We start from the raw sequence: 23,612 nt of genomic DNA on the forward strand, positions 1-23,612 counted from the left end.
CGATCATAGGCGGTCCGATTGGTTTCGGTGTTTGGGCTGAGTATAGGTAAGCGGCGGGCAGGAAAATGTAAAACCCTATGGGTCGTCTCATCTGTTGAGACAGCATCTAAGAATTGAGACGACCGGAAACAGGGTGGGCTGAGGTGCCAGGGTAATCAGGCAATCGACAGGTATTTGTGTGTCTGGATAGACAGACGCCAGTTACGGGCAATACAGGTTTGAATACACAGTTCGGTGGCTCTGGCTTTCTGGCTGATGGGTTGCAGGGCGATGGTCACTGTGTCCTGCAGAGGCACACTGGCTAACAGCGCATCTAACTGGTCGATATCCTTTTGCGTGCCGACAGGATGCTTGATTTCATTGGCGCGTGACAGCGCACCGGGCAAAACGGGGAGTTTGCCTTTCATGTTAATTTTCGGGGAAACAGTTACCCAGGTATTCTCTGTCGCCAGTACCTCATAAGTCCCGCTGGTTTCAATCTGGCAACGGAAACCGCTGGCTTCCAGCTGCTCGGTCAGCGGGCGTAAGTCATACAGACAAGGTTCGCCACCGGTAATCACAACATGCTTTGCAGTGTAACCCTGCTCAATCAGTAGGTTGACAATGCCGCTGGCATCAAGAGAAGTCCAGCTTGGCGAGTCGCCCTGTTTGGCAAGCATGGCGCTGACGTTCACTTCATCCTGAGGTTCGGCGCTCCAGGTTTGCTTTGTGTCACACCAGGCACAGCCGACAGGGCAAACTTGCAGACGGACAAAAATAGCCGGCACGCCTGTGAAAACACCTTCACCCTGGATGGTTTCAAAGATTTCATTGATTTTGTACACGGCTGACCTCAAAACAATCAAGCAAGTTAACGCGAAAAAGGGTGTTTTTATACCCTGAACCTCAAAGGGCGCGTATTATGTCAGAACCCTGCGCCATTGTCTCTAGAGCCACATATCTTTCAATCATGTAGTTTGTTTGGCCGGCCCGGTAAAGCGAAGACCAAAAGGGACAGACTGGTCGTGACTGGGTTCACGTCCTTGGCACAAGGGGCTTCACAATTACTTCGCAAAGTAAAAAAATTCAACTTCTTGCGTATTCGTTAACCTTTGAGGATCCAGAGCATGTATGTCGCTCAACCCGGTCATATCGATCATATCAAAAGAAACAATGCCGGAAGCGTCTACAAACTTATCGATCAGTATGGGCCTATTTCCCGTATCGAGCTGTCGAAAAAGAGCCAGTTAGCGCCAGCCAGTATTACCAAAATCACCCGTGAGCTGTTTGACGGGCATCTGATCAAAGAAGCTGAAATTCAGGAATCAGGCAACCGTGGCCGTCCGGCTATTGGTCTAGTGCCTGATAATGATGGCTGGCAATTTTTAGGCATTCGTCTTGGTCGCGGATATCTGACTATCGCACTGCATGAGCAGGGCGGCGATATCCTGTTTGAAGAGCGGCAGGATATCGAAGAGCTGGCACAAAATGATGTGTTGCAGAAGTTGCTCGGTGAAATCGAGTCCTTTTTTGCCCGCCACGCCAAACAGCTGGATCGTATTACTGCCATTGCTGTTTCCTTACCGGGCTTAGTGAATTCCGATAAAGGCATGGTGCTGCAAATGCCGCACTATGAGGTAAAAGATTTGCCTTTGGGACCGGCAATTCATGAAGCAACGGGCCTGCCGGTGTTTATCGGTAATGATACCCGCTCCTGGGCGCTGGCTGAGCAATTGTTTGGCAATGCCAAAGATGTCGCGAACTCTATTCTGATCTCCATTCATCACGGAGTGGGGGCGGGCATCATACTGGACAATAAGGTGCTGCAGGGGCGGATCGGAAACATCGGTGAGCTTGGCCATATTCAGATTCAGCCTGATGGCCTGCCCTGTTATTGTGGCAACAAAGGATGCCTGGAAACGGTAGCCAGTTTGCAGGCCGTCAGGCAGCAGGTGAAATCGCGTCTGGCGTTGGGCGAGGCGTCATCCTTATACGGCAAAGAACTGACGATCGAGACTATTTGCGAGGCTGCCGTTCAGGGCGATCCGCTGGCTTATCAGGTGATTACTGAACTGGGCTTCCACTTAGGCAGGGCCATTGCCATTATGGTTAATTTGTTTAACCCTGAGAAGGTGCTGATCGGCGGGGAATTCAATCAGGCCAAATCTGTGTTGTATCCTGCCATTATTGAGTGTGTGAAGAGCCAGTCTTTACCGGTTTATAACCAGGATCTCCGTATTGAAGAAACCAGTTTTTATACTCAGGCGACTATGCCTGCCGCCGCGCTGGTGAAACAGGCCATGTATGATGGTCACCTGCTGGTGAAACTGATTGAGGAAGGCTAGCAGTTGTCAGCAAGCAGCCATTGAACTACGCAGCGAATGACCTGTCCGCTGCGTTTTTTATGTGTAATACCCGCTATCAGCCAGACTTAAAGTAAGCGCCGCGGCAACAAGGAGAACCATCATGAAAACGAACAAAATCACTGTGTTTTATGACGGAGCCTGCCCGACCTGTGTTCGCGACCGGAAATGGTATGAATCCTGGCTGGGGAAGCATCCGCATCGGGTTAAATGGTACGACATTACCGGAAAAGATGAAGAGTTGGCAGCGATGGGCATTGTGCCATCCAGAGCGCTGCGGGAGCTACACGTTCAGGACAGCAACGGAGCGGTCCACAAGGAAATGGATGCCTATATATTGCTGTTGAAGCAAATCTGGTGGATGCGGCCTGTGGCCTGGTTAATGGCACTGCCCGGCATCAGGCATGTGCTGTCCGCAGTCTATCGCCGCATGGTCGATCAACGGTTAGCCCGAGAGGGGCGGGGTTAAACGGCTGCGTTATATATCGTCGTGTCTGAGCTCTTCATCTATCACATTGTGCAGGAACGACAGCGCAGCACGATGGTCGTTTCTGCTCATAAACCATTGTTTTTGATTGGTTTCTAAAGGCAGAATTTCGAGCCACCGCTGGCAGACCCAGGCCATGTCAGTAAAATCGGGGTCCGGGTAGTTCGCTGCGTAATCGGGATATTCATCAAACAAGGCTTCCAGGCTATTGGCAATGGGCTTGTCGATGAAGCGGGTAGAACTGGACGTCCAGTTTTTTATCGCACTGACTTCACCTAATCTCAGCCCGTCTTTTTCCTGCCAGTGATTGTTAATGACGAATTTTTCTATCCCCCGTATAGTGATGCCCAGTAATCCGTCAGGTAATTGTTCAAAATCTGTGATTTCGACCCGGGTGCCGAAGTGACACAGCGAATCACCATCTTTCATACATAAGCCAAAACCATCGCCTGAGGACATCGCCATTGTCACCAAACGGGTGTAGCGGGGCTCAAAAATTCTCAGTTTGCTGACGCCTCCCGGCAAGACATAGAGCCTGAGCGGGAAAAGGGGTAACTGCATCATACTTAGCCTTCTGACAGCATGTTTGTAAAAGGCCGCTAAATGGTGCGAGGTACATGACGGCCTTATAATGACTCTTACATAGAGTATATCTGGTTAAACATGAGGATCTGTCTGTTTTTCGATATTAGTGCAATGATTGTAAAATAGCGAAAACAAGTTTTTTAAGTTGCTGATTATTAATAATAAATGGCGGCATGATGTAGATAAGTCGACCGAATGGACGAATCCAGACACCATTGTCTACAAAACTTTGCTGTATCGTGACCATGTCCACAGGTTCATACAGCTCCACCACCCCAATCGCCCCGAGCCAGCGAACGGCTTTCACTTTGTCTGACTGAGCTACCGCGGGCAGTAATTCGGCCAGTTGCGCTTCAATCTGGTTGACCTGCTGCTGCCATTCCCCCGTTTCCAGCAAAGACAGACTGGCATTGGCCACGGCGCAGGCCAGCGGATTGCCCATGAAAGTCGGACCGTGCATAAAACAGCCTGCGGCACCGCTGCATACGGTATCGGCAAGGTGCCTGGTGGTCAGGGTTGCCGCCAGCGTCATATAGCCGCCGGTCAGTGCTTTGCCGACACACATGATATCCGGGCTGATGCCGGCATGTTCACAGGCGAAGAGTTTACCTGTGCGGCCAAACCCGGTTGCAATCTCATCGACAATCAGCAACACACCATAGACATCACACAGTTCGCGCACACGGCGAAGAAAGGTAGGATGATAGATACGCATCCCTCCGGCGCCCTGAACAACAGGTTCCAGGATGACAGCGGCAATGTCCTGATGATGTTGGTCCAGCCGGGAGGCGAAGTCTGCAATGTCACTCTCATCCCACTCGTCATGAAAACCGAGCGCAGGTGAATCCGCAAAAAGATGCTCTGGCAGAAAACCTTTATACAGGCTGTGCATTGAATTGTCGGGATCAGTAACCGACATAGCGGCAAAGGTATCACCGTGATAACCATGCCGCAGCGTCAGGAATTTCGCCCGCGATTCACCTTTGGCGTGCCAGTACTGAAGCGCCATCTTCAAAGCCACTTCCACCGATACTGAACCGGAATCTGCCAGGAATACCTGCTGTAAGGGTTCAGGCGTCATGGCAATCAGTTTGCGGCACAATTCAACAGCAGGCTGGTGGGTCAGGCCGCCGAACATGACATGCGACATTTTGCCCAGCTGATCCTGTGCGGCCTGATTCAGCACCGGGTGATTATAACCGTGAATCGCTGACCACCAGGAAGACATGCCATCAATCAATTCCCGGCCATCTTCAAGATACAGGGTCACGCCATCAGCATGAGTCACTGGGTAGCAGGGAAGCGGGTTGATGGTGGAAGTGTACGGGTGCCAGACGTGCTGACGATCGTAATCCAAATCCACCTGTGATGCAGTCAAGTGGTTGGAGGAGTTCTCTTTGGTGGTGATATTTTGCACAGATGTAAACCTTGTGTTTTCTTTGTGGTTGACAGTGTACTTGCTCAAAGTAGACTTGCAAGTATTCAAACCCGTGTAATTGTTGCGGTTATCGCGTCAAGCTGCGGGACATAAGAACAATTAAAGAGGTTTACACGTGGAAGTAAGACACGATTGGAGCGTTGCAGAAGTTCAGGCGCTGTTTGAAAAACCCTTCATGGATTTAGTGTTTGAAGCGCAGCAAATTCACCGTCAGTACCATGAACCCAACAAGGTTCAGGTCAGTACCTTGCTGTCGATCAAAACCGGTGCCTGCCCGGAAGACTGTAAGTACTGCCCGCAAAGCGCCCACTATCGTACCGACGTTGACCGCGAACGCCTGATGGAAGTGGAGCGGGTGCTGGATGCGGCAGAAAAAGCCAAAAGCTCGGGTGCGACACGTTTCTGTATGGGCGCAGCATGGAAAAACCCGAAAGAACGCGATATGCCTTACCTGCTGGAAATGGTACGTGGTGTGAAGTCTATGGGGCTGGAAACCTGTATGACGCTGGGCATGATTACCGGCGATCAGGCCAACACGCTGGCTGATGCCGGTCTGGATTACTATAACCACAATCTGGATACCTCACCTGAGTATTACGGCAATATCATTACCACCCGTACTTATCAGGATCGCCTGGATACATTGTCACATGTCCGTGATGCCGGTATGAAAATTTGCTCTGGCGGCATCATAGGCATGGGCGAAAGCGCCCGGGACAGGGCTGGCCTGCTTGTTGAGCTGGCGAACCTGCCGGTACACCCGGAAAGTGTGCCTATTAATATGCTGGTTAAAGTCAAAGGCACGCCACTGGATAGTGTGGATGATGTCGATCCGCTGGACTTTGTCCGTATTATTGCGGTGGCCCGTATTATGATGCCGGCTTCTGCTGTTCGTTTGTCGGCGGGCCGTGAGGGAATGAGTGAAGAAACCCAGACACTGTGCTTTATGGCGGGCGCAAACTCTGTGTTCTATGGATGCAAGCTGCTGACCACGTCGAATCCGGAAGAAGACAAAGACATGCAGTTGTTTAATAAGCTGGGTATAAACCGGCAGGAAAAAGCCGCTAAGCCGGATGAGTATCAGGAGCAGGAACTGCTGGGTCAGGTAGCACAGCGCGTGGCTGCCCGCCCGGCAGCCGATGACTTGTTCTACGATGCCTCTGTTTAATTCCCGGATAGCACAGTCCCTGAGTCAGCGACAGACTCAGGGACTGTATCGCCAGAGACAGCCACTCAACAGGCAGCCATCCTGCGTGCAGTTTGCCAACAGACAGCAAGCGCATATCAACTTCTCCAGTAACGATTATCTGGGACTGGCTCAGTGCCCGGAATTAATCGCGGCCTGGCAGCAGGGGCTGTCTGTGTATGGTGCAGGCAGTGGTGGTTCACCTCTGGTAACCGGGCATCACGCACCGCATGCAGAACTGGAGCGTCGGCTGGCGGATTGGCTGGGGTACGACAGAGCCTTGCTTTTCAGTACCGGATTCAGTGCCAATCAGGCAGTGCTTTTTGCCTTACTCGGCAAATCAGATCGGCTGATCCAGGATAAGCTCAATCATGCCTCTCTGATGGAAGCGGGCCTCTTATCACCGGCGATAATGCGCCGCTTTGCCCACAACGATCTCAATGCCCTGCAGGCATTACTGAATGCTGGCTCAGACGATGGTGCCGCCACTCTGGTGGTGACTGAAGGTGTGTTCAGTATGGATGGTGATCAGGCGCCGCTGGCGGAGATCTCTGCCCTGTGCCGCGCTTCGCAAAGCTGGCTGATGGTTGACGAAGCCCATGGTTGCGGGGTGCTGGGGGAAGGCGGCCGTGGCAGTGCGGCGCTGGCTGGCATTAAACCTGAGATCTGCATTGTGACGTTTGGTAAAGCCTTCGGCATGCAGGGAGCGGCGGTGTTGTGCAGCGATGATGTCGCCGAGTATCTGATTCAGTTTGCGCGGCATTATATTTACTCCACAGCGATGCCACCGGCACAGGCTCATGCACTGTGCACCGCCTGCGATCTGGTCCAGAGCGGAGACTGGCGCAGGGATAAACTGGCGGCACTAGGGCACATTCTCAATGACGAACTGCTGCCGGAAGTGGGTCTGGTTGCGACAGAAACGCCAATCAAACCTGTATTGCTGGGCAGCAGTGAACTGGCCACCCGCTTGTCAGCGTCGCTGGCTGAAAAAGGTATCTGGGTGTCGGCTATCCGCCCGCCGACTGTGCCGCTCAATCAGGCCAGGTTACGTATCACCCTCTCAGCCAGCCATACAGAGAAACAAGTCAAAGCGTTGGCAACATCGTTGAATGCGTCTTTTGAAGAGGTACAGGATGCAGGAAATCAGTCCGACAGTGGCTGTTAAGCCACAGAATCAGAGCTTGTCTGGTCTCAACAAGCAGGCGATTGCCGCCCGTTTTGGTAAAGCCGCAAAGCATTATGACCAATCGGCGGCGTTTCAGCGGCTGGTCGGGCATCAATTGCTGAAGACATTGCCCTGCCTGCCGGAAGGCAGCCACTGGCTGGATGTCGGATGCGGAACCGGGTATTTCACTCGCCAGTTGCAAACCAGGCGCTACCAGACCACAGCCGTTGATCTGTCAGAACCAATGCTGGCTCAGGCCAGGGTTCGCTGTGACGGTGAAGGGGCGTTTTGTGTCGCTGATGCCGAATCGCTGCCGTTTCCGGACAACTATTTTGATGCGGCTTTTTCCAGCCTGGCCCTGCAATGGTGCTCTGATCTGGCCGTTCCGTTACGGGAGTTGCAGCGAGTCGTCAAACCGGGCGGGGTGATTGGAATCACCACGCTGGCAGAGGGCACATTGTTTGAGCTTGAGCGCGCGTGGCAATCGGTTGATACGCAATTGCATGTTAATCAGTTCGACTCTGTTACTCAGCTTTCACAGGCTGTAGCAGATGCCGGCTTGAATGCAGCAGAGATATCGGTTGAGCCAGTGGTTATGCATTATCAGCGTGCGCTGGATTTAATGAAGGATCTTAAGGGGATAGGTGCAACTCACCTGTCTGAGCAACGTCGGCAAGGGATGTTCGGTCGGACGGCGTTGAACCGGATAGAAAATGCGTATGCGCGTTTTCGCGACAGTACGGGTCAGTTACCCGCAACGTATCAAGTTTGTTTTGGAGTGTTCACCAATGGCTAACGCATTTTTTGTTACAGGAACCGATACCGATGCAGGGAAAACGGTTGTTACCCGTACTTTAATTGAATCCAGTGTCCGCGCCGGGCAAAAAACGGCAGGGTTTAAACCGATTGCGTCAGGCAGCACCCTGACCGCTTATGGTATGCGTAATGCTGATGCGCTGTTTTTGCAAGCCGCTTCGCAGCCCGAATTACAGTATGAAGAAGTTAACCCTTATACGTTTGAGCCGCCCATTGCACCTCACATTGCGGCTAAGCAGGCAGGCATTAGCATAGATCCTGTCAGATTGTCTGAAGGCTTATCAAAGCTCAAGAGCAAGAATGATGTGGTGTTTGTTGAAGGTGCCGGGGGCTGGCGTGTTCCTCTTTCCGACACCATGAAACTGTCTGATTGGGTAAAGCAGGAGGAAATGGCAGTCATATTAGTGGTGGGCGTGAAACTGGGTTGTCTGAACCATGCGATGCTGACCGCTGAAGCGATTCAAAATGATGGCCTGACATTGGCAGGGTGGGTAGCTAACCTTGTTGATCCGGATACCCATTGTTACGAGGATAACCTGAAGTACCTTGAAACTTATCTGCCAGCCCCTAAGTTAGGTGAGATCCCATATTTGCCCGGTATTGCCAAGCGAGACTTAACGGCTTACCTGAATATGGCCCTGTTGGCACCAACGACGTCCAGTTCTTTATAATATGACAGCGCCGCCAGCAAGGCGGCGCTGTCGCATCTGAATGGTGTTAAGCGCGTTGCTTTTTGTTGACCAGACCTGGCAAGCAATACCAGATTGCAGCGGACAGAATTAAACTATAACCCAGCAACTCAACCCCTTCTTCAGCCAGATTTTTTACTTCTCGCATATAGTTATCCTGCATCGCGGTTTGCCATATCTCTCCCATACCAAACAGGCGAGAGAATACCAGCAGGGTAGCCATGCCGCCCAGCATCAGACCGAAACTGGCGTGTTTGCTGTATCGACTGAGTGATTGTTGTGTTGTCGTCAGGTGTTTACGGGCATATGCTATTCCCAGCACCGCGACCACGACAGCCGGGAATTTCCAGAAGCCGTGCCAGATAAGGTCCAGTAACCCGTCCAGTTCACGGATCAGCAACACCATAAAAAACGCAGAAACCAGAACAGCAAAGCCTTTCTGGCCGGGCTGTTTAATCGCCACGCCCAAAAAGAGTGCACTGGTTAAAAACAAAAAGAGTTCCTGAGTATATTCAACGAGCGAATTCTCGCCAAGGTTGCCACTCAGTTGCAGCATTTCGATTTTAATAATAAATGCTGCGATAGCAGCCATAACGGCAATAGCCATAAAAAGAGCAACTGGAGTGAGCAGAGGATTCACGCTTTCGTGTGAAGCGGCGCTATCCATAGCGGTTGAATAGGGCTTGTTCATAATCTACCTGTACAGTGTTCATAATGATTTTTGGGACTAGTATCACATATCCATTCTGAATGAGAACTGTCGTAGATGTAATATGACGCAGAAATGACAAAACCTCCGGACGGAGGTTTTGGCTAAATGATGTTAAAAGCGGCTGGGATTAATTATCACCCAGTACAGCGGCAGAATCCATCGCCTCGGCTGTCTTAGACGCAGCCGGGTCAATCCCCAGCTCTGCGCAGGCTTCTTCAGCCGTCATGCCAAGATGGCAACGCAGGATATCAATTGCGACTTGGTAGTTTTCTTGGTCAGCCATCTTGCCTCCTTGTTAGATACTGTGAATGCGAATACGCAACGACAATAGAGAATGGTGACATCTTATACAATACGACCAAAGTCTAAGGCCCTGCTAAGTGAACAAACCATGACTTTTGTCTCAGAAGCGGATATCCCTTACCAAAAGTAACAATTTCCTGCTTCCGCTTGTTTTTAGATTAAACGACCATACTATAAGTACCATCTTATTGATACGCCAGCCATCGGGAAGGCGTATAAGCATTTGACACCCAGACCTTTGTTGGAGAAAGAAAGGTATGAAGCGAATTGGCTTGTTCCTGGCAACCAACCTTGCCGTAATGCTGGTATTCAGCATTGTGCTCAATATTATTTATGCCGTCACTGATTTACAACCAGGCAGCTTAAACGGCCTGTTAGTTATGGCGGTGCTGTTTGGTTTTGGCGGTTCTTTGATTTCCCTCTTCATGTCAAAGTCCATGGCGCTGAGATCTGTAGGCGGTATGGTCATTGAACATCCACGTAATGAAACCGAACACTGGCTGATGGAAACCGTGGCACGTCAGGCCAAGCAGTCTGGTATTGGTATGCCGACTGTGGCTGTTTATGATTCACCGGATATCAATGCGTTCGCAACAGGTGCCAAGCGTGATGAATCTTTGGTGGCTGTTTCTACCGGGCTGCTGCACAGCATGACCCGTGATGAAGCCGAGGCTGTTCTGGCGCACGAAGTCAGCCATATTGCCAATGGTGATATGGTAACCATGACCTTGCTGCAGGGGGTGGTGAACACCTTTGTGATTTTTGTCTCCCGTATTATCGCGGGTGCTGTCAGCGGCGTGAGTAACAACAATGAAGAAGGTGAGGGCGGTAGTTTCATGACCTACTTCATCGTTTCGACCATTATGGAATTACTGTTCGGCTTCCTGGCCAGCATCATTACCATGTGGTACAGCCGTCACCGTGAATTTAAAGCCGATGCCGGTTCTGCGCATCTGGTCGGTAAAGAGAAGATGATCGCTGCTCTGGAGCGTCTGAAAGTCAGCCAGGAGTCTCATCTGGAAGGCTCAATGATGGCGTTTGGCATCAACGGCAAGAAAACCTTGTCTGAGCTTTTCATGACACACCCACCACTGGACAAGCGTATTGATGCGTTGCGTCGTGGTGAGCATCTGTAATTACCCGGACTAACGACAGCCACCGCCTCGCATGATGCGGGGGCTGTTTCATTGTCATTTCGGCATAATACGGTACAGGTTGCCGTTGTCCGTGCCGAAATAGATAATCCCCTCTGCACTTTGCGCCAGTGAGCGAACTCTTTCATTCAAGGCTTCGAACAGCCTCTCTTCCTTTACAGGGTCTCCCTGCGCATTAAGGGCGACACGATTCAGATGCTGTAACACCAGTGCGCCGGCAAACAGATTACCTTGCCAGGCCGGGAAAGCGCTGCCCTGATAAATCAACAGACTGCCGGGGGCAATGGAAGGGACATAGACTTTTTTCGGTGACTCAATACCGGCTTTTTCTTTTGACTCGCCGACATCCAGCGGTCCCCAGTATTCCTTACCGTGTGAGGTAATTGGCCAGCCGTAATTGCGTCCGGGCAGGATCAGGTTGATTTCATCACCGCCACGCGGACCATGTTCAATTTCCCATAACCTGTTTGTTGCCGAATCAAATGCCATGCCTTGCGGGTTGCGGTGACCATAGCTCCAGATCTCTGCCGATGCGCCAGACTGGCCATAAAAGGGATTATCTTTTGGTACTGAGCCATCAAGATTTAAACGTAATATCGAGGCGGCATGATTGGTCAGGTCCTGCCCGTTCGGGCGGTTTCCTCTGTCACCGACAGAGAAAAACACATGGCCTTTCATATCAAAAGCTATCCGGCTGCCATAGTGTTTGCTGGCGTCACTGTGTGAACGGGAAACCAGCAAATCCTGCCAGTCGGTAAGTGTCTGGCCTGACAATCTGGCTCTTGCCAGTGTGGTGGCACTGCCGTTGTTGACCGGTTTGCTGTAGGTAAAATAGATCCAGCCCTTTGCCAGGGGATCGGGGGATAGGATGACATCCAGTAAACCACCCTGACCCCGGGTATATATCTCGGGTAAACCACTCAGGGCGCTTTGTTGGCCTGAGCGGGTATCGACCAGTACCGCCTTTCCCTCACGCAGTGTAATAAGCAGTGTTGTTAGGTCAATAAAGGTCATTCCCCAGGGAACTGACAGGCCGTCAGTCACTTTTTCAAGCTGATAATCCATTCCTTCACTGGAACCGGTACTGACAATGCTGGGCGCGGATGCCACTGAAAAAGACAATGTGCTTAACAATGTACCTATGAAGGCAAGGTGTCGGAATCTCATGGTATCTTCCTTAATAAAATGATCTTTTCAGTAAGCCTAGTCGATGCTCACTCTGCGTTATCAATTAGTGGTTTTATGTGTTCGGCAATGAGCTGTGCCAGCTTTTTCAGGCCTGAGTTCCAGTGGGAATTATCTTCGAATGCAGCGTAGCTGAGCCGGAGACAATGGCGGTACTGATCCTGAGTGCAAAACATATTGCCGGGTAACAGACTGATTCCGGCCGCTAGCGCCTGCTGATAAAGCTGATAGCTGTCAGCCTGTCCGGGCAGAGTCAGCCAGCACAGAAAGCTGCCATCGGCCAGATGTAACTGATAGCGGCCAGCCATCCAGGGATAGTTGTCGAGGGCAGCACAAAAACGCTGGCTGAATGCGCGTTGATTGCGCTGGTAATAGCGCCTGACTTTACTGAGGTGAGTGCGGTATTTGCCTGTCTTTAAAAACTCAGCCACCGCCGACTGCATCAGATTAAGGCTGCCCATGTTGTCTGCAAGCAGGCGTTTTTCAATCAGTGGCTGATATTGTCCGGCCAGCATCCAGCCAATACGCAAACGCGAATCCAGTGTTTTAGATAACGAATTGCAGTAGATCACCCTGTTATCGGTATCCAGGCTGTAGAGCGCTGGCGGGCGTTTGCTGTAGCCCAGATCACCAAACACATCGTCTTCAATGACAGGGATGCCTGCAGTAATGCTGAGAAAGCGCTTGCGTTCACTGCGTGGCATCACAGAGCCGGTGGGGTTATTGAAGCTCGGGTTAATCAGAATGGCGGCGACGGGCCACTGAGCCAGAGCGAGTGACAGATGGGTTAACTCCATCCCGGTCTGCGGGTGAGAGGGTATCTCTACCACTTTCAGACCAAGTGATTCCAGCAACAGCAGATTGCCGAAATAGCAGGGGGAATCCACGATGACGGTATCGCCGGGTTGGGTCAGTACCTGCAATGCCATGCTGATCCCTTGCTGAGCGCCGTGCGTGATCAGAATGTCATCGGGCGAGGCTGAAATGCCCAGCCACTGGTTAACTGTGACCAGCTGCTTGCGTAATTGCTCATCGCCTGGCGGGAGCAAATAATGGCTTGGCAGATGAGTCTGATAACGGCTGTGGCGGCCAATTTCTGCATACAGCGAGGTAATGGCGGGGAATTGGGTATTGGGGTGCGCGCTGCCGGTTGGAAGCAAAGACGATGACGGAGACTGCTGTAATATGGTTCGGCTGAGTGTCAGTAAATCGACAAAGCCGGGGGCCTGCATCGTCAGGGGCGCCGCGCGCACGCCAGGAATGACCCGGTAGCCAGACCGGGGATGCGCTTCAATTTTCTGCGCCGCTTCAAGTTCCTGATACGCACGTATGACAGTGTTTTTGCTCACCGTGAGCTGATCACTTAACTGGCGAATCGAAGGGAGTTTATCGCCAGCCTGATAAACACCGCGATCTATTCGCAGCGTCAGCTCCCTGATCACCTGGCGGTATTTGGCCTCGCTGGCTGGTTTTTCGTCTTGTGCTTGTTGCATCTGTACCCTACTAAAATCACAAAACTGTCACTTTTTACTTTTTTTGTACCCATCTACAGTAGTGGAAAATCATGATAATCACCAGAAGGACGTCTCAGTGGCTCGGTTTATTCCTTTCATATTTGTGATGCTGTGGAGCACGGGTTTCATTGGCGCCCGTTTTGGCCTGCCGTATGCGGAACCTGCAACGTTCCTTTTTATACGCATGGCACTCAATATTCTGATTTTTATGGTGTTGTTGTATGTACTTAACGGCCAGCTTCCAACAGGCCGCGCACGGCTGCACAGCATGGTCGCGGGTGTACTTATTCATGGTTTTTATCTGGGTGGCACCTATTACGGCATTTATCTTGGCATGCCGGCAGGCCTGTGCGCCTTGCTGGTTGGATTACAACCTGTACTGACCGCACTCTTGTTAGTCGCAATCGGACAGGAGCGTCTGACACTGTCTCAGTGGCTGGGGCTGTTAGTGGGGCTGATGGGAATTACTTTGGTGCTGCAAGGCAACATGAGCTGGCAGCAGGAAGATCATAAAGTGGCCGCGTATGTCTGTGCGGCTACCGCTTTACTCGGCATTACACTCGGTACACTGTATCAAAAGCGTTTCTGCCAGCAGGTTGATCTGGTGGGTGGCTCGGTTTATCAATACCTGATGGCTGCGCTACTGTTCGCGCCGGTGATGATGACGATGGAAACCATGCAGGTGGAATGGAACCTGACATTCACCCTGACCCTGGCCTGGCTGGTACTCGGTGTGTCCGTGACTGCTGTATGGTTGCTGCTTTACATGGTGAGACACGGTGAAGCATCGAAAGTCGCCTCAACCTTTTATCTGGTGCCGCCAGTGACTGCGCTGGAAGCCTGGCTGGCATTTAATGAAACCTTTGATGCGATGAGTGCGGTCGGTTTCATGCTGGCTGCGATGGCCGTTTATCTGGTGATGCGAAAACCTAAAGCAGCGCAACCACAGGAAAAAGCGTTGACCTCTGTCCAACAGGAAAGTTAACGGGGCAACAGGAAAGCTAAAGGGCTGAAAAACCAGTCAAAACGAAAATGAATGTGTCAGATTGGCGATCAAGTGTGCATTTGATTCTTTGGGGTATTTACAACATGGGATCGGCTGGGTATCATGCGCACCACTTACGGAGAGATGGCTGAGTGGTTGAAAGCACCGGTCTTGAAAACCGGCATACGTTAATAGCGTATCTAGGGTTCAAATCCCTATCTCTCCGCCACATTTGAAGAAACCGCTGAACTAACAGCGGTTTTTTTTCGCCTGAACCTTGGCAAAATGAGATAGGGTGAAGAAGCCTAGAAGTTCAGCCGAGCGAAGCGAGACCACGTTGCCTTCAGGCAACGCCCGAAGGGGCGCGAGCTTGCGAGCGATAAATCCCTATCTCTCCGCCACATTCAAAAGCCTCGTCTTTAGACGGGGCTTTTTTTATTGAGCTTCAGTGTGCGTTGTCCGGGATTTGAAAATCCCTCCATACCTTGTTCTGGCTCCACCACATTTGAAGAAACCGCTGAACTAACAGCGGTTTTTTTTTTTCGTCTGCGCTCTGGCCAGATTGAACTTGAATGCCGCTCATAACCATCTGCAGTGCCAGTTCATTCTGTCATCGCGGCAGTGGCACTCAGCATTGGATTACCAATGTCCCGTATTTGGCATAGATGCCCAGGGTTCAGCGGCAGGTAAAGCTTCACCTTTTTGCAGCAACTCGATGGAAATGTTGTCCGGAGACCGAATAAACGCCATATGGCCATCACGGGGTGGGCGGTTGATGGTGACGCCCATTGACTGCAAATGCTCGCAGATCGCGTAAATGTCCTCAACTTCATATGCCAGATGGCCAAAGTTCCTGCCTTCTGAATACATTTCAGGATCCCAGTTGTAGGTCAGTTCCAGCTGTGCCTCTGGTTGGTCAGGTGGCGCCAGAAACAGTAAGGAAAACCGGCCTTCCGGGTAGTCATTACGCTTGATTAAAGTCAATCCAAGGCCATCACAGTAAAAGGCAAGTGATTGCTCGATGTCTCTGACCCGAACCATGGTATGTAAGTATTTCATCGGTTGATCTCACTTTGCATTCAGCGCATCAAGCACACTTTGTGCACATGCTTGCGATGAATTCGGGTTCTGACCTGTGATCAGTAAGCCATCCGTAACGACGTGACTCTGCCAGTTGTCTTTTTTCACATACAGGCCCCCGTTAGCTTTGAGCATATCTTCTACAAGGAAAGGAACAATATCGGTCAATTCAACCGCTGCCTCTTCTTCATTAGAAAATCCGGTGACACGCTTTCCGGAGACTAAAGGTTCTCCCTGCGCATTGCGGGTGGACTTGAATACGGCAGGTCCGTGACAGACTGCGCCAACAGGCTTGCCCTGCGCGTAAAACTGCTCAATCAGTGCGATGGAATCCTTGTCATTTGCCAGATCCCACAGTGGTCCGTGCCCCCCTGGGTAGAAAACGGCATCAAATTCAGACGCATCCATTTCAGCCAGTTTGAAAGTATGTGACAGGGCAGACTGAAGTGTCTGATCTGAAGCGTAGCGACGTGTACTGTCTACGGCAGAACTTTCGTCCTGACTGCGTGGATCTATGGGCGGCAAGCCACCTTTGGGAGATGCCAGAGTGATCTCGGCCCCTGCATCGGCCAAAGTGTAATAAGGTGTGGTGAATTCCTCCAACCAGAAGCCAGTTTGATGGTCGGTGTCGCCGAGTTTGTCGTGTGAGGTCAGAATCATTAAAACTTTCACAATGTACTCCTGTTTGTTCTCGTTGATTGTTGGTGAGAATAAGCGTCTCCGTGATATTCTTGAATTCTAAAAAACTGATAATTGATATCCAAATTATGAATGTCTATCAGAAAGACCTGAATTTGCTGATGATTTTTCACATCCTTTATCAGGAAAGGAATGCTACTCGTGCATCTGAACGTCTGACTTTGAGTCAGCCTGCTTTGAGCCATAAGCTGAACAAACTCCGGTATGAATTTGATGATCCTCTTTTTGTCAAAGCGCCAAGAGGATTAACGCCAACGCCGAAAGCCCATGCGATTGCACCTGAAATTCGCCGTTTAATGAATGGCCTGGAGCAGTTTTACAGTGAGCTGGACACGGAAGATTTTTTGTCGCGGAAAGACAAGGTATACATTTACTCAACCGATTATATGGAACAGAAGTTGTTTGCCCGCCTGATTCCGCATGTCCAGAAGCACGCCCCACAGTTAACCTTAGTGACCCACAATACCGGGAGCAAGCTGCCCAGAGCAGAATTGGAAAATGGTCAGTGCGATATTGCGATTGCAGGCTTTTATACCCAGTTACCGGATACATTCCGGCAGCAGAAAGTCGCCAGCGAGAAATTTGCCGTACTTGCGAATCGAAATCACAGCCGGATAGGGCAGGAGCTTGATCTTGAAACTTACTTAAGCTGCCAGCATATCGTGACAACCCTGACAGGCGATCTGCATGGCAATGTTGATCGCGGGCTGGAAAAACTGGGGTTACGCCGTCAGGTTGTTGCGGGTGTGTCGAGTTTTTTATCCCCAGCGCGTATTATCCGGCACAGTGATCTGATCGTGACCTGCCTGGCATCACTGGCAAAAGAGGCAGCTCAGCTTGATGACGGTCTGGAGATCTATCCCGTCCCCTTCGAGCTGCCGGGTGTTGATATCTTTCAGTTTTGGCATGAACGGACACATGCCGATCCACTACGCCGTTGGCTGAGAGAGCAGATACGGGCTTTTCTGAGTGAGTAACAAAGGTATATTGCAACCTGTGGCATTTCTGTTGATGACGCCGTTCTGTATAGTTGGTTGCACTTGAGCCTTGGCAACAACCTCGTTGAATCAGGTGTCAGTACGGTGACAACGTTTAATTTCTTTGATCAGTGCTTTGGCCAGTGGCGACGCAGAATTATTGTTTAACGTGATCAGCATGACCGGGATTTGATAGGTATATTTCTCGGGCAAGATAGGTTTAATCAGCCCCTTGTTGGCCCAAGTGCTGGCGTAGTGCTCGGGCAGGTAGCCGATAAACGCACCGGATAAAATCAAATGGGCAATTCCCTCATCGTGATAGGCGATGGCAGTGTTTTGGTAATTCAGCGCGTCGTTGCGGGTTTCCTTATCCCGCATATAGTTACTGGTGATCACCTCCGCTTGTTGTAACAGCGTGTCGATTTCCGATGGGTGGCAATCGAACAGCGGATGGCCTTTCCCGCAATACAGATAGTTCGTTTCATTATGCAGAGGGTAATAGTCGAGCCCCCTTAGCGGATGACGACTAACGCCGATTCCCACCAGCGAGCGCCCATTCACAACAGAGGTTTCTACTTCGCGCGCTTCGCATACGTTGATGTCGAACTGTAAGTTATTACTTCTGCTTTTTAATCCGGCAATCACCTGGGCGACACGGCACCGCGGATCGTTGACTAACGTATCTATCATGGCAATCGTGACCCGGCCGGACAGTTCGTTTTTAGAACTCGCCACTGTGGCGGCAAAGGCTTCGCACTGCTGGAGCAACTCCAGCGAGGCTTGATAGGTCACGCGCCCGGCCTCTGTGACCTCAAAGCCGCTGCGGCCACGTTTGCAAAGCGTAATCCCAAGGCGAACTTCCAGATCCGATAAGTGAGAACTGATGGTTGAGCGGCCGATGTTTAAGCGGGATTCTGCCGCCGACAGACCGCCACACTCAACGATAGCAACGAATATTCTCAGCATCCGTAAATCAACATCTTGAATCTGCATAGTCACTCTCTGTCAGTGTGAATTATTAGTTCGATAAATCCGGAATAAACTACGAACATTATGCTTTTATAAAACTTACAGGGCAAGCTAGCATTGTCTTATAGAAGCAATCTGATACAGAGATATCAGTCAGTCAGGAGAACAAATAAGATGTTTAGATATGGTGTTGATCAACTCAATCTGGATATTGTAAACGGCATAGCGGATGGCAGTATCAAAGCGGAACTCTGTGAAGAAGCGCTCGACAAAATCAATGCAAGCCGTCGTAATGTGGACATCATTGCCGCCTCAGACAAGGCGGTATACGGCATCAATACCGGATTCGGCCCGCTGTGTGACACTCAAATTTCACCGGAAGAAACGCATCTGTTACAAAAAAACCTCCTGATTACCCATGCGGTGGGTGTGGGTGAGCCGATTGCGAAATCCATCTCAAAACTGATGCTGATCACCAAGATACATGCCTTAAGTCAGGGTTACTCGGGTATTCGTCTGGAAGTTGTTCAGCGTATGCTGGCGTTCCTCGAAAAGGATCTGATCCCTGTTGTGCCGGAGCAAGGCTCTGTTGGCGCGTCGGGTGATCTGGCACCGCTTTCTCACCTGTTTTTGCCCCTGATCGGTGAAGGTGAATTCTGGCAGGGTGACGGCATAGTACCAGCCGCACAAGCGCTGCGTGAAAATGACTTAGAACCGCTTGAGCTGCATGCAAAAGAAGGTCTGGCACTGATCAACGGCACACAGTTTATTCTGTCTCATGCCATTACCGCACTCACCAAAATGCGTTATCTGCTTGATTTAGCTGATCTGGCCGGCGCGATGAGTATCGAGGGAATGCAGGGCAGTGGTTCGCCATTCAGAGAAGAGCTGCACCTGACGCGTGCATTTGCCGGTAACCTCGAAGTCGCCGCCCGCATGAGACGTTTCTTCAAAGACTCACAGAACATGGCCTCGCATGCTGATTGTGTCCGCGTGCAAGACCCTTATTCCCTGCGCTGTATTCCGCAGGTGCATGGTGCGTCGCGTAATGCTTACAATCACTTGAAAGAACTGGCTGAAATTGAAATGAATTCAGTGACTGATAACCCGATTGTTATCAGCTCCGAAGAAGCCATTTCCGGCGGTAGTTTCCATGGGCAACCGCTGGCAATGGTGCTGGATTATGCCTCTATTGCTGCAGCGGAACTGGGTAATATTTCAGACCGTCGCTGCTACCTTCTGCTTGAAGGCTTACACGGTTTGCCGCGTCTTTTGACAGCATCCGGTGGCCTGAACTCGGGCATGATGATCCCGCAATACGTGACAGCGGCGCTGGTCACTGAAAACAAATCACTCTGTTTTCCACCGTCTGCTGACAGCGTGCCGACCTCTATGGGTCAGGAAGATCACGTGTCTATGGGCAGTATATCGGGCAGAAAGCTGAATCAGATTTTAGGTAACCTGGAAAAGATCTTAGCTATCGAACTGATGTATGCAGCGCAAGCGATTGAATTCAGACGTCCGAATCGCTGTTCAGATTTGATTGAAGAAAACTACCGAATTATTCGTGAGAAAGTGGCCAAGCTGGAAGAAGACCGCCTGCTGAAGCCAGACATCGATGCCATGATCGCATTGGTGAAAACACAAGCGTTTAATGTGAACTGAAGGGAGCCTGTAAGAATGGACACTGTAATCAATTTTCAAGAACAAATTCGACAAGGGATCCCTAGCGTACTGCCGGAGCCTAAACCGTATCCGGCCGGTGTCAACCGTGCGCCCAAACGCAAAGACATTCTGACGCCGGAAGAAAAGCAATTGGCCATTCGCAATGCATTGCGTTATTTCCCGAAAGAATGGCATCAGGAACTGGCTGCGGAGTTTGCCCAGGAACTGAAAGATTTTGGCCGCATTTATATGTACCGCTTCAAGCCGGACTTCGACCTGAAAGCGCGCGCTATTTCAGATTATCCGGCGAAATGCGAGCAGGCAGCCGCCATCATGCTGATGATCGATAACAACCTGGATCCGGCTGTGGCGCAGCACCCTGAAGAGCTCATCACTTACGGTGGTAACGGTGCGGTATTCCAGAACTGGGCCCAATACCTGCTGACCATGAAATACTTAAGTGAAATGGAAAGCGACCAGACGCTCCATTTGTACTCAGGTCATCCTATGGGTCTGTTCCCGTCGTCGGAAGAGGCACCGCGCGTTGTTGTGACGAACGGTATGATGATCCCGAACTACTCAAAACCAGATGACTGGGAAAAATTCAACGCATTAGGCGTGACGCAATACGGGCAGATGACAGCGGGTTCGTTTATGTATATCGGCCCGCAGGGCATCGTACACGGCACCACTATTACTGTCATGAACGCCTTCCGCAAGGTGCTGGAAAAAGGTCAAAGCCCGAAAGGGAAGATCTTCCTGACAGCGGGTCTGGGCGGCATGAGTGGTGCACAACCAAAAGCCGGTAACATCGCCAACTGTATTACGGTATGTGCCGAAGTGAATCCGAAAGCGGCGATTAAACGTCACGAACAAGGCTGGGTCGATGAGCTGATCGACAATATGGATGCGTTGGTCGAACGTGTTCGTGCAGCGCAAGCCAACGACGAAGTGGTCTCGATTGCCTTTATCGGCAACGTGGTGGATGTGTGGGAAACCTTCTACGAGAAGGACATATTTATCCACCTGGGTTCGGATCAGACATCGCTGCACAACCCTTGGTCAGGCGGTTACTACCCGGTTGACATCAGCTATGACGAATCGAACCGCCTTATCCGTGAAGAGCCAGAGCTGTTCAAGGTAAAAGTACAAGACACACTGAAGCGTCATGCGGATGCGGTAAATAAACACACAGCTCGCGGCACTTATTTCTTTGACTACGGCAATGCTTTCCTGCTTGAAGCGTCGCGTGCTGGTGGCGATGTGATGGCTGAAAACGGCATCGACTTTAAATACCCGTCATACGTACAGGACATTCTGGGTCCTATGTGTTTTGACTATGGTTTTGGCCCGTTCCGTTGGGTGTGTACTTCAGGCAAGCCGGAAGATCTGGACAGAACCGATGCGATTGCCGCTGAGGTGCTGAACAAGATTATGGCCGAGTCGCCGGAAGAAATTCAGCAACAGATGCAAGACAACATCACTTGGATCAAAGATGCGAAGCAAAACAAACTGGTGGTCGGTTCACAAGCGCGTATTCTGTACGCTGATTCGCAAGGTCGAATGGAAATTGCCAAAGCGTTTAACGATGCGATCAATCGCGGTGAAATCGGTCCTGTAGTGCTGGGCCGCGACCACCACGACGTCAGTGGCACGGATTCACCATTCCGTGAAACGTCAAACATCTATGATGGCAGCCGCTTTACGGCGGATATGGCCATCCACAACGTGATTGGTGACGGCTTCCGCGGCGCGACCTGGGTCTCTATCCATAACGGTGGTGGCGTAGGCTGGGGTGAAGTGATCAACGGCGGTTTTGGCATGTTGCTTGACGGCAGTGAAAGCGCCGAACGCAGGCTGAAGTCTATGTTACTGTTCGATGTTAACAACGGCATTGCACGTCGCAGCTGGGCGCGTAACAAAGAAGCGAATTTCGCGATTCAGCGCGAAATGGCAAGAACGCCTAAGCTCAAAGTGACATTAGCGAACCAGGTTGACGATGAGATCATCAACAAACTGACATTCTAAATCAGTTGTCACTCATTGTTTCCTGAAAGCCCCGTTTTGACGGGGCTTTTTCTTTTGGGCTTTTATCCATCTGATACACCCTGCGACTACAAGCGTAAAATACTCCAGTAACCCGCCACATCGACGGTAAATTTTGTCTGTTCCTGTAAATGCACACGCAGCGCTTCGAGGGCGTCGGGGTCGCCGTGAATCAGCTGAATGGGTGTCTTTTTCGCCAGTGCCGATTGCTGTAACCATTGGGTCAGTTCAAGGTAATCCGCATGACCAGACAGGCTGGAAAGCATTTTTATCGAGGCACGCAGCGGTATCCATTCGCCGTGGATTTTCACCGTCTCAACACCTGCCAGCATTTTTGCACCCCGTGTCCCTCCTGCCTGATAACCGGTAAACAAGACGGTGGTTTTGGGGCTGCTGAGCAAGCGTTTGAAGTGGTGCAGAATGCGTCCTCCTGTTGCCATCCCGCTGCCGGCAAGAATGATGTGCGGGAAGGCTTGCTTTTCAATCGCCTTCGACTCATCCACGGTACGGATATAAATAATGTCATTGCACATGCGATGACATTCGCTGGCATTGAGCCGGTGCTGTTCATGGTACTGACAAAAAATATCAGAGACTTGAATGGCCATCGGACTATCAAGGTAAACGGGGATTCTGGGGATTCTCTTTTCTTCCATCAAGGTTGCCAGCATATGTTGCAAAGCCTGTGCCCGTCCCACCGCAAAGGCAGGAATCAGTAAGACGCCACCATGGTTCGCAACCTGGTTGACTATTTCTGCCAGTTCTTCAAATGGGTCTTGCTTATCGTGCTGCCGGTTGCCGTAAGTGGACTCCATCAGAAGAAGATCAAGCGAGGGCAGCGGTCGGGGAGGCCTCATCAGCACATCGTGAAAGCGGCCGACATCCCCGGAAAACCCCACGCGTTTTCCTTCTGCTTCCACAATAATACTGGCAGCACCGAGAATATGTCCCGCCGGTTGCAGATAAAAACGGATATCTCCGACGTCGACTGATTCGTCAAAATCTACCGGTTGAAATAGTGCCATGCAGTCTTCTGCATTCTGCCTGTCGTAGAGCGGCTCTGGCTGTTCATGCTTGCCCAAATGGTGTTTGTTGTAATACCTGGCGTCCTCTTCGTGGATGTGGCCGCTGTCTGCCAGCAGAATCCGGCACAGATCTTTGGTCGCGTGATGCGTATAGACCGGGCCGCGAAAGCCGTGTTTGTACAGCACAGGCAGATAACCAGAGTGGTCGAGATGAGCATGCGTTAACAGAACGGCGTCGAGTTTTTCGATATCCATAGGCAATGTCTGCCAATTTCGCTCCCGCAGCCACTTATAGCCCTGAAACAGACCACAATCGATCAGCACACTGGTTCGTTCTGTCTCCAAAAGAAACTTGGATCCCGTTACCGTTTCAGTACCACCAAGAAAAGTAATCTTCATTGATACCTCGCTTTCATCTGTTTGAGCGATTCAAAATTGTCAGGCGCGGTTCTACTGCTCAAAGAGTCATGCCAATGGGATTGGGCTGTGTACCAGGTTTTGCCTTTCGTTAAATGGCCACGGCTATCGGTTAGATTAGGTACGACGGGCACCTTATTCAAGGCGCTTGGGTCTGCGACCATAACCAT

The 23,612-nt window shown here is 50.9% G+C and carries 22 protein-coding genes, 1 tRNA gene and 1 other RNA gene; 13 read left to right on the forward strand and 11 right to left on the reverse strand.

Going from position 1 to position 23,612, the window contains the following annotated elements:
* Positions 1 to 155 precede the first annotated feature (155 nt).
* A complete protein-coding gene (gene queE, locus D6M16_RS03310) occupies positions 156 to 824 on the reverse strand; it encodes a 7-carboxy-7-deazaguanine synthase QueE (RefSeq protein WP_120510555.1) in 669 nt (222 codons plus the stop codon).
* A 282-nt stretch (positions 825 to 1,106) separates the two neighbouring features.
* Here queE and mlc point away from each other — a divergent pair, with 282 nt between their 5' ends.
* On the forward strand, positions 1,107 to 2,324 hold the full coding sequence (mlc, locus tag D6M16_RS03315; RefSeq protein ID WP_120510556.1) for a sugar metabolism global transcriptional regulator Mlc: 1,218 nt from the start codon (positions 1,107 to 1,109) through the stop codon (positions 2,322 to 2,324).
* A 121-nt stretch (positions 2,325 to 2,445) separates the two neighbouring features.
* Positions 2,446 to 2,811 (forward strand): thiol-disulfide oxidoreductase DCC family protein, encoded by a 366-nt coding sequence (locus D6M16_RS03320; protein WP_120510557.1) that lies wholly within the window; start codon positions 2,446 to 2,448, stop codon positions 2,809 to 2,811.
* Between the two features lie 9 nt (positions 2,812 to 2,820).
* On the opposite strand, the gene D6M16_RS03325 is transcribed toward D6M16_RS03320, so the two are convergent.
* Entirely contained in the window at positions 2,821 to 3,390 is a 570-nt protein-coding gene (locus D6M16_RS03325) for an LON peptidase substrate-binding domain-containing protein (protein ID WP_120510558.1), read from the reverse strand.
* Between the two features lie 127 nt (positions 3,391 to 3,517).
* Positions 3,518 to 4,777 (reverse strand): adenosylmethionine--8-amino-7-oxononanoate transaminase, encoded by a 1,260-nt coding sequence (bioA, locus tag D6M16_RS03330; protein ID WP_120511852.1) that lies wholly within the window; start codon positions 4,775 to 4,777, stop codon positions 3,518 to 3,520.
* 190 nt (positions 4,778 to 4,967) lie between these two features.
* Between bioA and bioB the strand changes: the two genes are divergently transcribed.
* Genes bioB through bioD form a run of 4 tightly spaced genes read left to right on the forward strand, consistent with a single transcriptional unit; the run spans position 4,968 to position 8,693 of the window.
* A complete protein-coding gene (bioB, locus tag D6M16_RS03335) occupies positions 4,968 to 6,020 on the forward strand; it encodes a biotin synthase BioB (protein ID WP_120510559.1) in 1,053 nt (350 codons plus the stop codon).
* Positions 6,007 to 7,206, forward strand: coding sequence for an 8-amino-7-oxononanoate synthase (gene bioF, locus D6M16_RS03340; RefSeq protein WP_120510560.1), 1,200 nt, complete (start codon positions 6,007 to 6,009; stop codon positions 7,204 to 7,206). Before bioB ends, bioF begins: the two co-directional genes overlap by 14 nt.
* Positions 7,175 to 8,002 (forward strand): malonyl-ACP O-methyltransferase BioC, encoded by an 828-nt coding sequence (gene bioC / locus D6M16_RS03345; RefSeq protein WP_120510561.1) that lies wholly within the window; start codon positions 7,175 to 7,177, stop codon positions 8,000 to 8,002. The genes bioF and bioC overlap by 32 nt, the downstream gene beginning before the upstream one ends.
* Positions 7,995 to 8,693: a dethiobiotin synthase gene (gene bioD, locus D6M16_RS03350; RefSeq protein WP_120510562.1), complete on the forward strand. Its 699-nt coding sequence runs from the start codon at positions 7,995 to 7,997 to the stop codon at positions 8,691 to 8,693. The genes bioC and bioD overlap by 8 nt, the downstream gene beginning before the upstream one ends.
* A gap of 46 nt (positions 8,694 to 8,739) precedes the next feature.
* Here bioD and D6M16_RS03355 read toward each other — a convergent pair whose 3' ends face one another.
* Together D6M16_RS03355 and D6M16_RS22150 are read right to left on the reverse strand one after the other, a co-directional pair.
* Positions 8,740 to 9,402 carry a hypothetical protein gene (locus D6M16_RS03355; protein ID WP_162940913.1) on the reverse strand — a complete coding sequence of 221 codons (663 nt, stop codon included), beginning with the start codon at positions 9,400 to 9,402 and terminating at the stop codon, positions 8,740 to 8,742.
* Positions 9,403 to 9,550: 148 nt separating this feature from the next.
* Entirely contained in the window at positions 9,551 to 9,706 is a 156-nt protein-coding gene (locus D6M16_RS22150) for a hypothetical protein (RefSeq protein ID WP_162940914.1), read from the reverse strand.
* A 277-nt stretch (positions 9,707 to 9,983) separates the two neighbouring features.
* On the opposite strand from D6M16_RS22150, the gene htpX reads away from it, so the two are divergent.
* Positions 9,984 to 10,862 (forward strand): protease HtpX, encoded by an 879-nt coding sequence (gene htpX, locus D6M16_RS03360; RefSeq protein ID WP_120510564.1) that lies wholly within the window; start codon positions 9,984 to 9,986, stop codon positions 10,860 to 10,862.
* 54 nt (positions 10,863 to 10,916) lie between these two features.
* On the opposite strand, the gene D6M16_RS03365 is transcribed toward htpX, so the two are convergent.
* Positions 10,917 to 12,047, reverse strand: a complete 1,131-nt coding sequence (locus D6M16_RS03365; protein ID WP_120510565.1) for a PQQ-dependent sugar dehydrogenase — start codon at positions 12,045 to 12,047, stop codon at positions 10,917 to 10,919.
* 47 nt (positions 12,048 to 12,094) lie between these two features.
* A complete protein-coding gene (locus tag D6M16_RS03370) occupies positions 12,095 to 13,558 on the reverse strand; it encodes an aminotransferase-like domain-containing protein (RefSeq protein WP_120510566.1) in 1,464 nt (487 codons plus the stop codon).
* Positions 13,559 to 13,685: 127 nt separating this feature from the next.
* Between D6M16_RS03370 and D6M16_RS03375 the strand changes: the two genes are divergently transcribed.
* From D6M16_RS03375 to D6M16_RS03385, 3 genes are all read left to right on the forward strand, one after another.
* A complete protein-coding gene (locus D6M16_RS03375) occupies positions 13,686 to 14,564 on the forward strand; it encodes a DMT family transporter (protein WP_120511853.1) in 879 nt (292 codons plus the stop codon).
* Positions 14,565 to 14,702: 138 nt separating this feature from the next.
* Positions 14,703 to 14,793, forward strand: a tRNA-Ser gene (locus D6M16_RS03380).
* Between the two features lie 46 nt (positions 14,794 to 14,839).
* Positions 14,840 to 14,965, forward strand: a non-coding RNA gene (locus D6M16_RS03385) — RtT sRNA.
* Positions 14,966 to 15,203: 238 nt separating this feature from the next.
* On the opposite strand, the gene D6M16_RS03390 is transcribed toward D6M16_RS03385, so the two are convergent.
* Both D6M16_RS03390 and D6M16_RS03395 read right to left on the reverse strand, forming a co-directional pair.
* Positions 15,204 to 15,623, reverse strand: a complete 420-nt coding sequence (locus tag D6M16_RS03390) for a VOC family protein (protein ID WP_120510567.1) — start codon at positions 15,621 to 15,623, stop codon at positions 15,204 to 15,206.
* Positions 15,624 to 15,632: 9 nt separating this feature from the next.
* Positions 15,633 to 16,316: a type 1 glutamine amidotransferase domain-containing protein gene (locus D6M16_RS03395; RefSeq protein WP_120510568.1), complete on the reverse strand. Its 684-nt coding sequence runs from the start codon at positions 16,314 to 16,316 to the stop codon at positions 15,633 to 15,635.
* A gap of 128 nt (positions 16,317 to 16,444) precedes the next feature.
* Here D6M16_RS03395 and D6M16_RS03400 point away from each other — a divergent pair, with 128 nt between their 5' ends.
* The gene (locus tag D6M16_RS03400) at positions 16,445 to 17,320 is read left to right on the forward strand and encodes a LysR family transcriptional regulator (RefSeq protein WP_205576824.1); all 876 of its coding nucleotides are present in this window, start codon (positions 16,445 to 16,447) and stop codon (positions 17,318 to 17,320) included.
* Positions 17,321 to 17,410: 90 nt separating this feature from the next.
* Here the strand turns inward: D6M16_RS03400 and D6M16_RS03405 are convergent, their stop codons facing one another.
* On the reverse strand, positions 17,411 to 18,313 hold the full coding sequence (locus D6M16_RS03405) for a LysR family transcriptional regulator (RefSeq protein WP_120510570.1): 903 nt from the start codon (positions 18,311 to 18,313) through the stop codon (positions 17,411 to 17,413).
* Positions 18,314 to 18,463: 150 nt separating this feature from the next.
* On the opposite strand from D6M16_RS03405, the gene hutH reads away from it, so the two are divergent.
* Together hutH and D6M16_RS03415 are read left to right on the forward strand one after the other, a co-directional pair.
* Positions 18,464 to 19,954, forward strand: coding sequence for a histidine ammonia-lyase (hutH, locus tag D6M16_RS03410; protein ID WP_120510571.1), 1,491 nt, complete (start codon positions 18,464 to 18,466; stop codon positions 19,952 to 19,954).
* Between the two features lie 15 nt (positions 19,955 to 19,969).
* Positions 19,970 to 21,982, forward strand: coding sequence for a urocanate hydratase (locus D6M16_RS03415; RefSeq protein WP_120510572.1), 2,013 nt, complete (start codon positions 19,970 to 19,972; stop codon positions 21,980 to 21,982).
* Between the two features lie 86 nt (positions 21,983 to 22,068).
* Here the strand turns inward: D6M16_RS03415 and D6M16_RS03420 are convergent, their stop codons facing one another.
* Positions 22,069 to 23,424, reverse strand: a complete 1,356-nt coding sequence (locus tag D6M16_RS03420; RefSeq protein ID WP_120510573.1) for an MBL fold metallo-hydrolase — start codon at positions 23,422 to 23,424, stop codon at positions 22,069 to 22,071.
* Positions 23,425 to 23,612: the final 188 nt, after the last annotated feature.

The sequence above is a fragment of the Photobacterium salinisoli genome (genome assembly GCF_003614885.1).
Lineage (GTDB): Bacteria > Pseudomonadota > Gammaproteobacteria > Enterobacterales > Vibrionaceae > Photobacterium > Photobacterium salinisoli.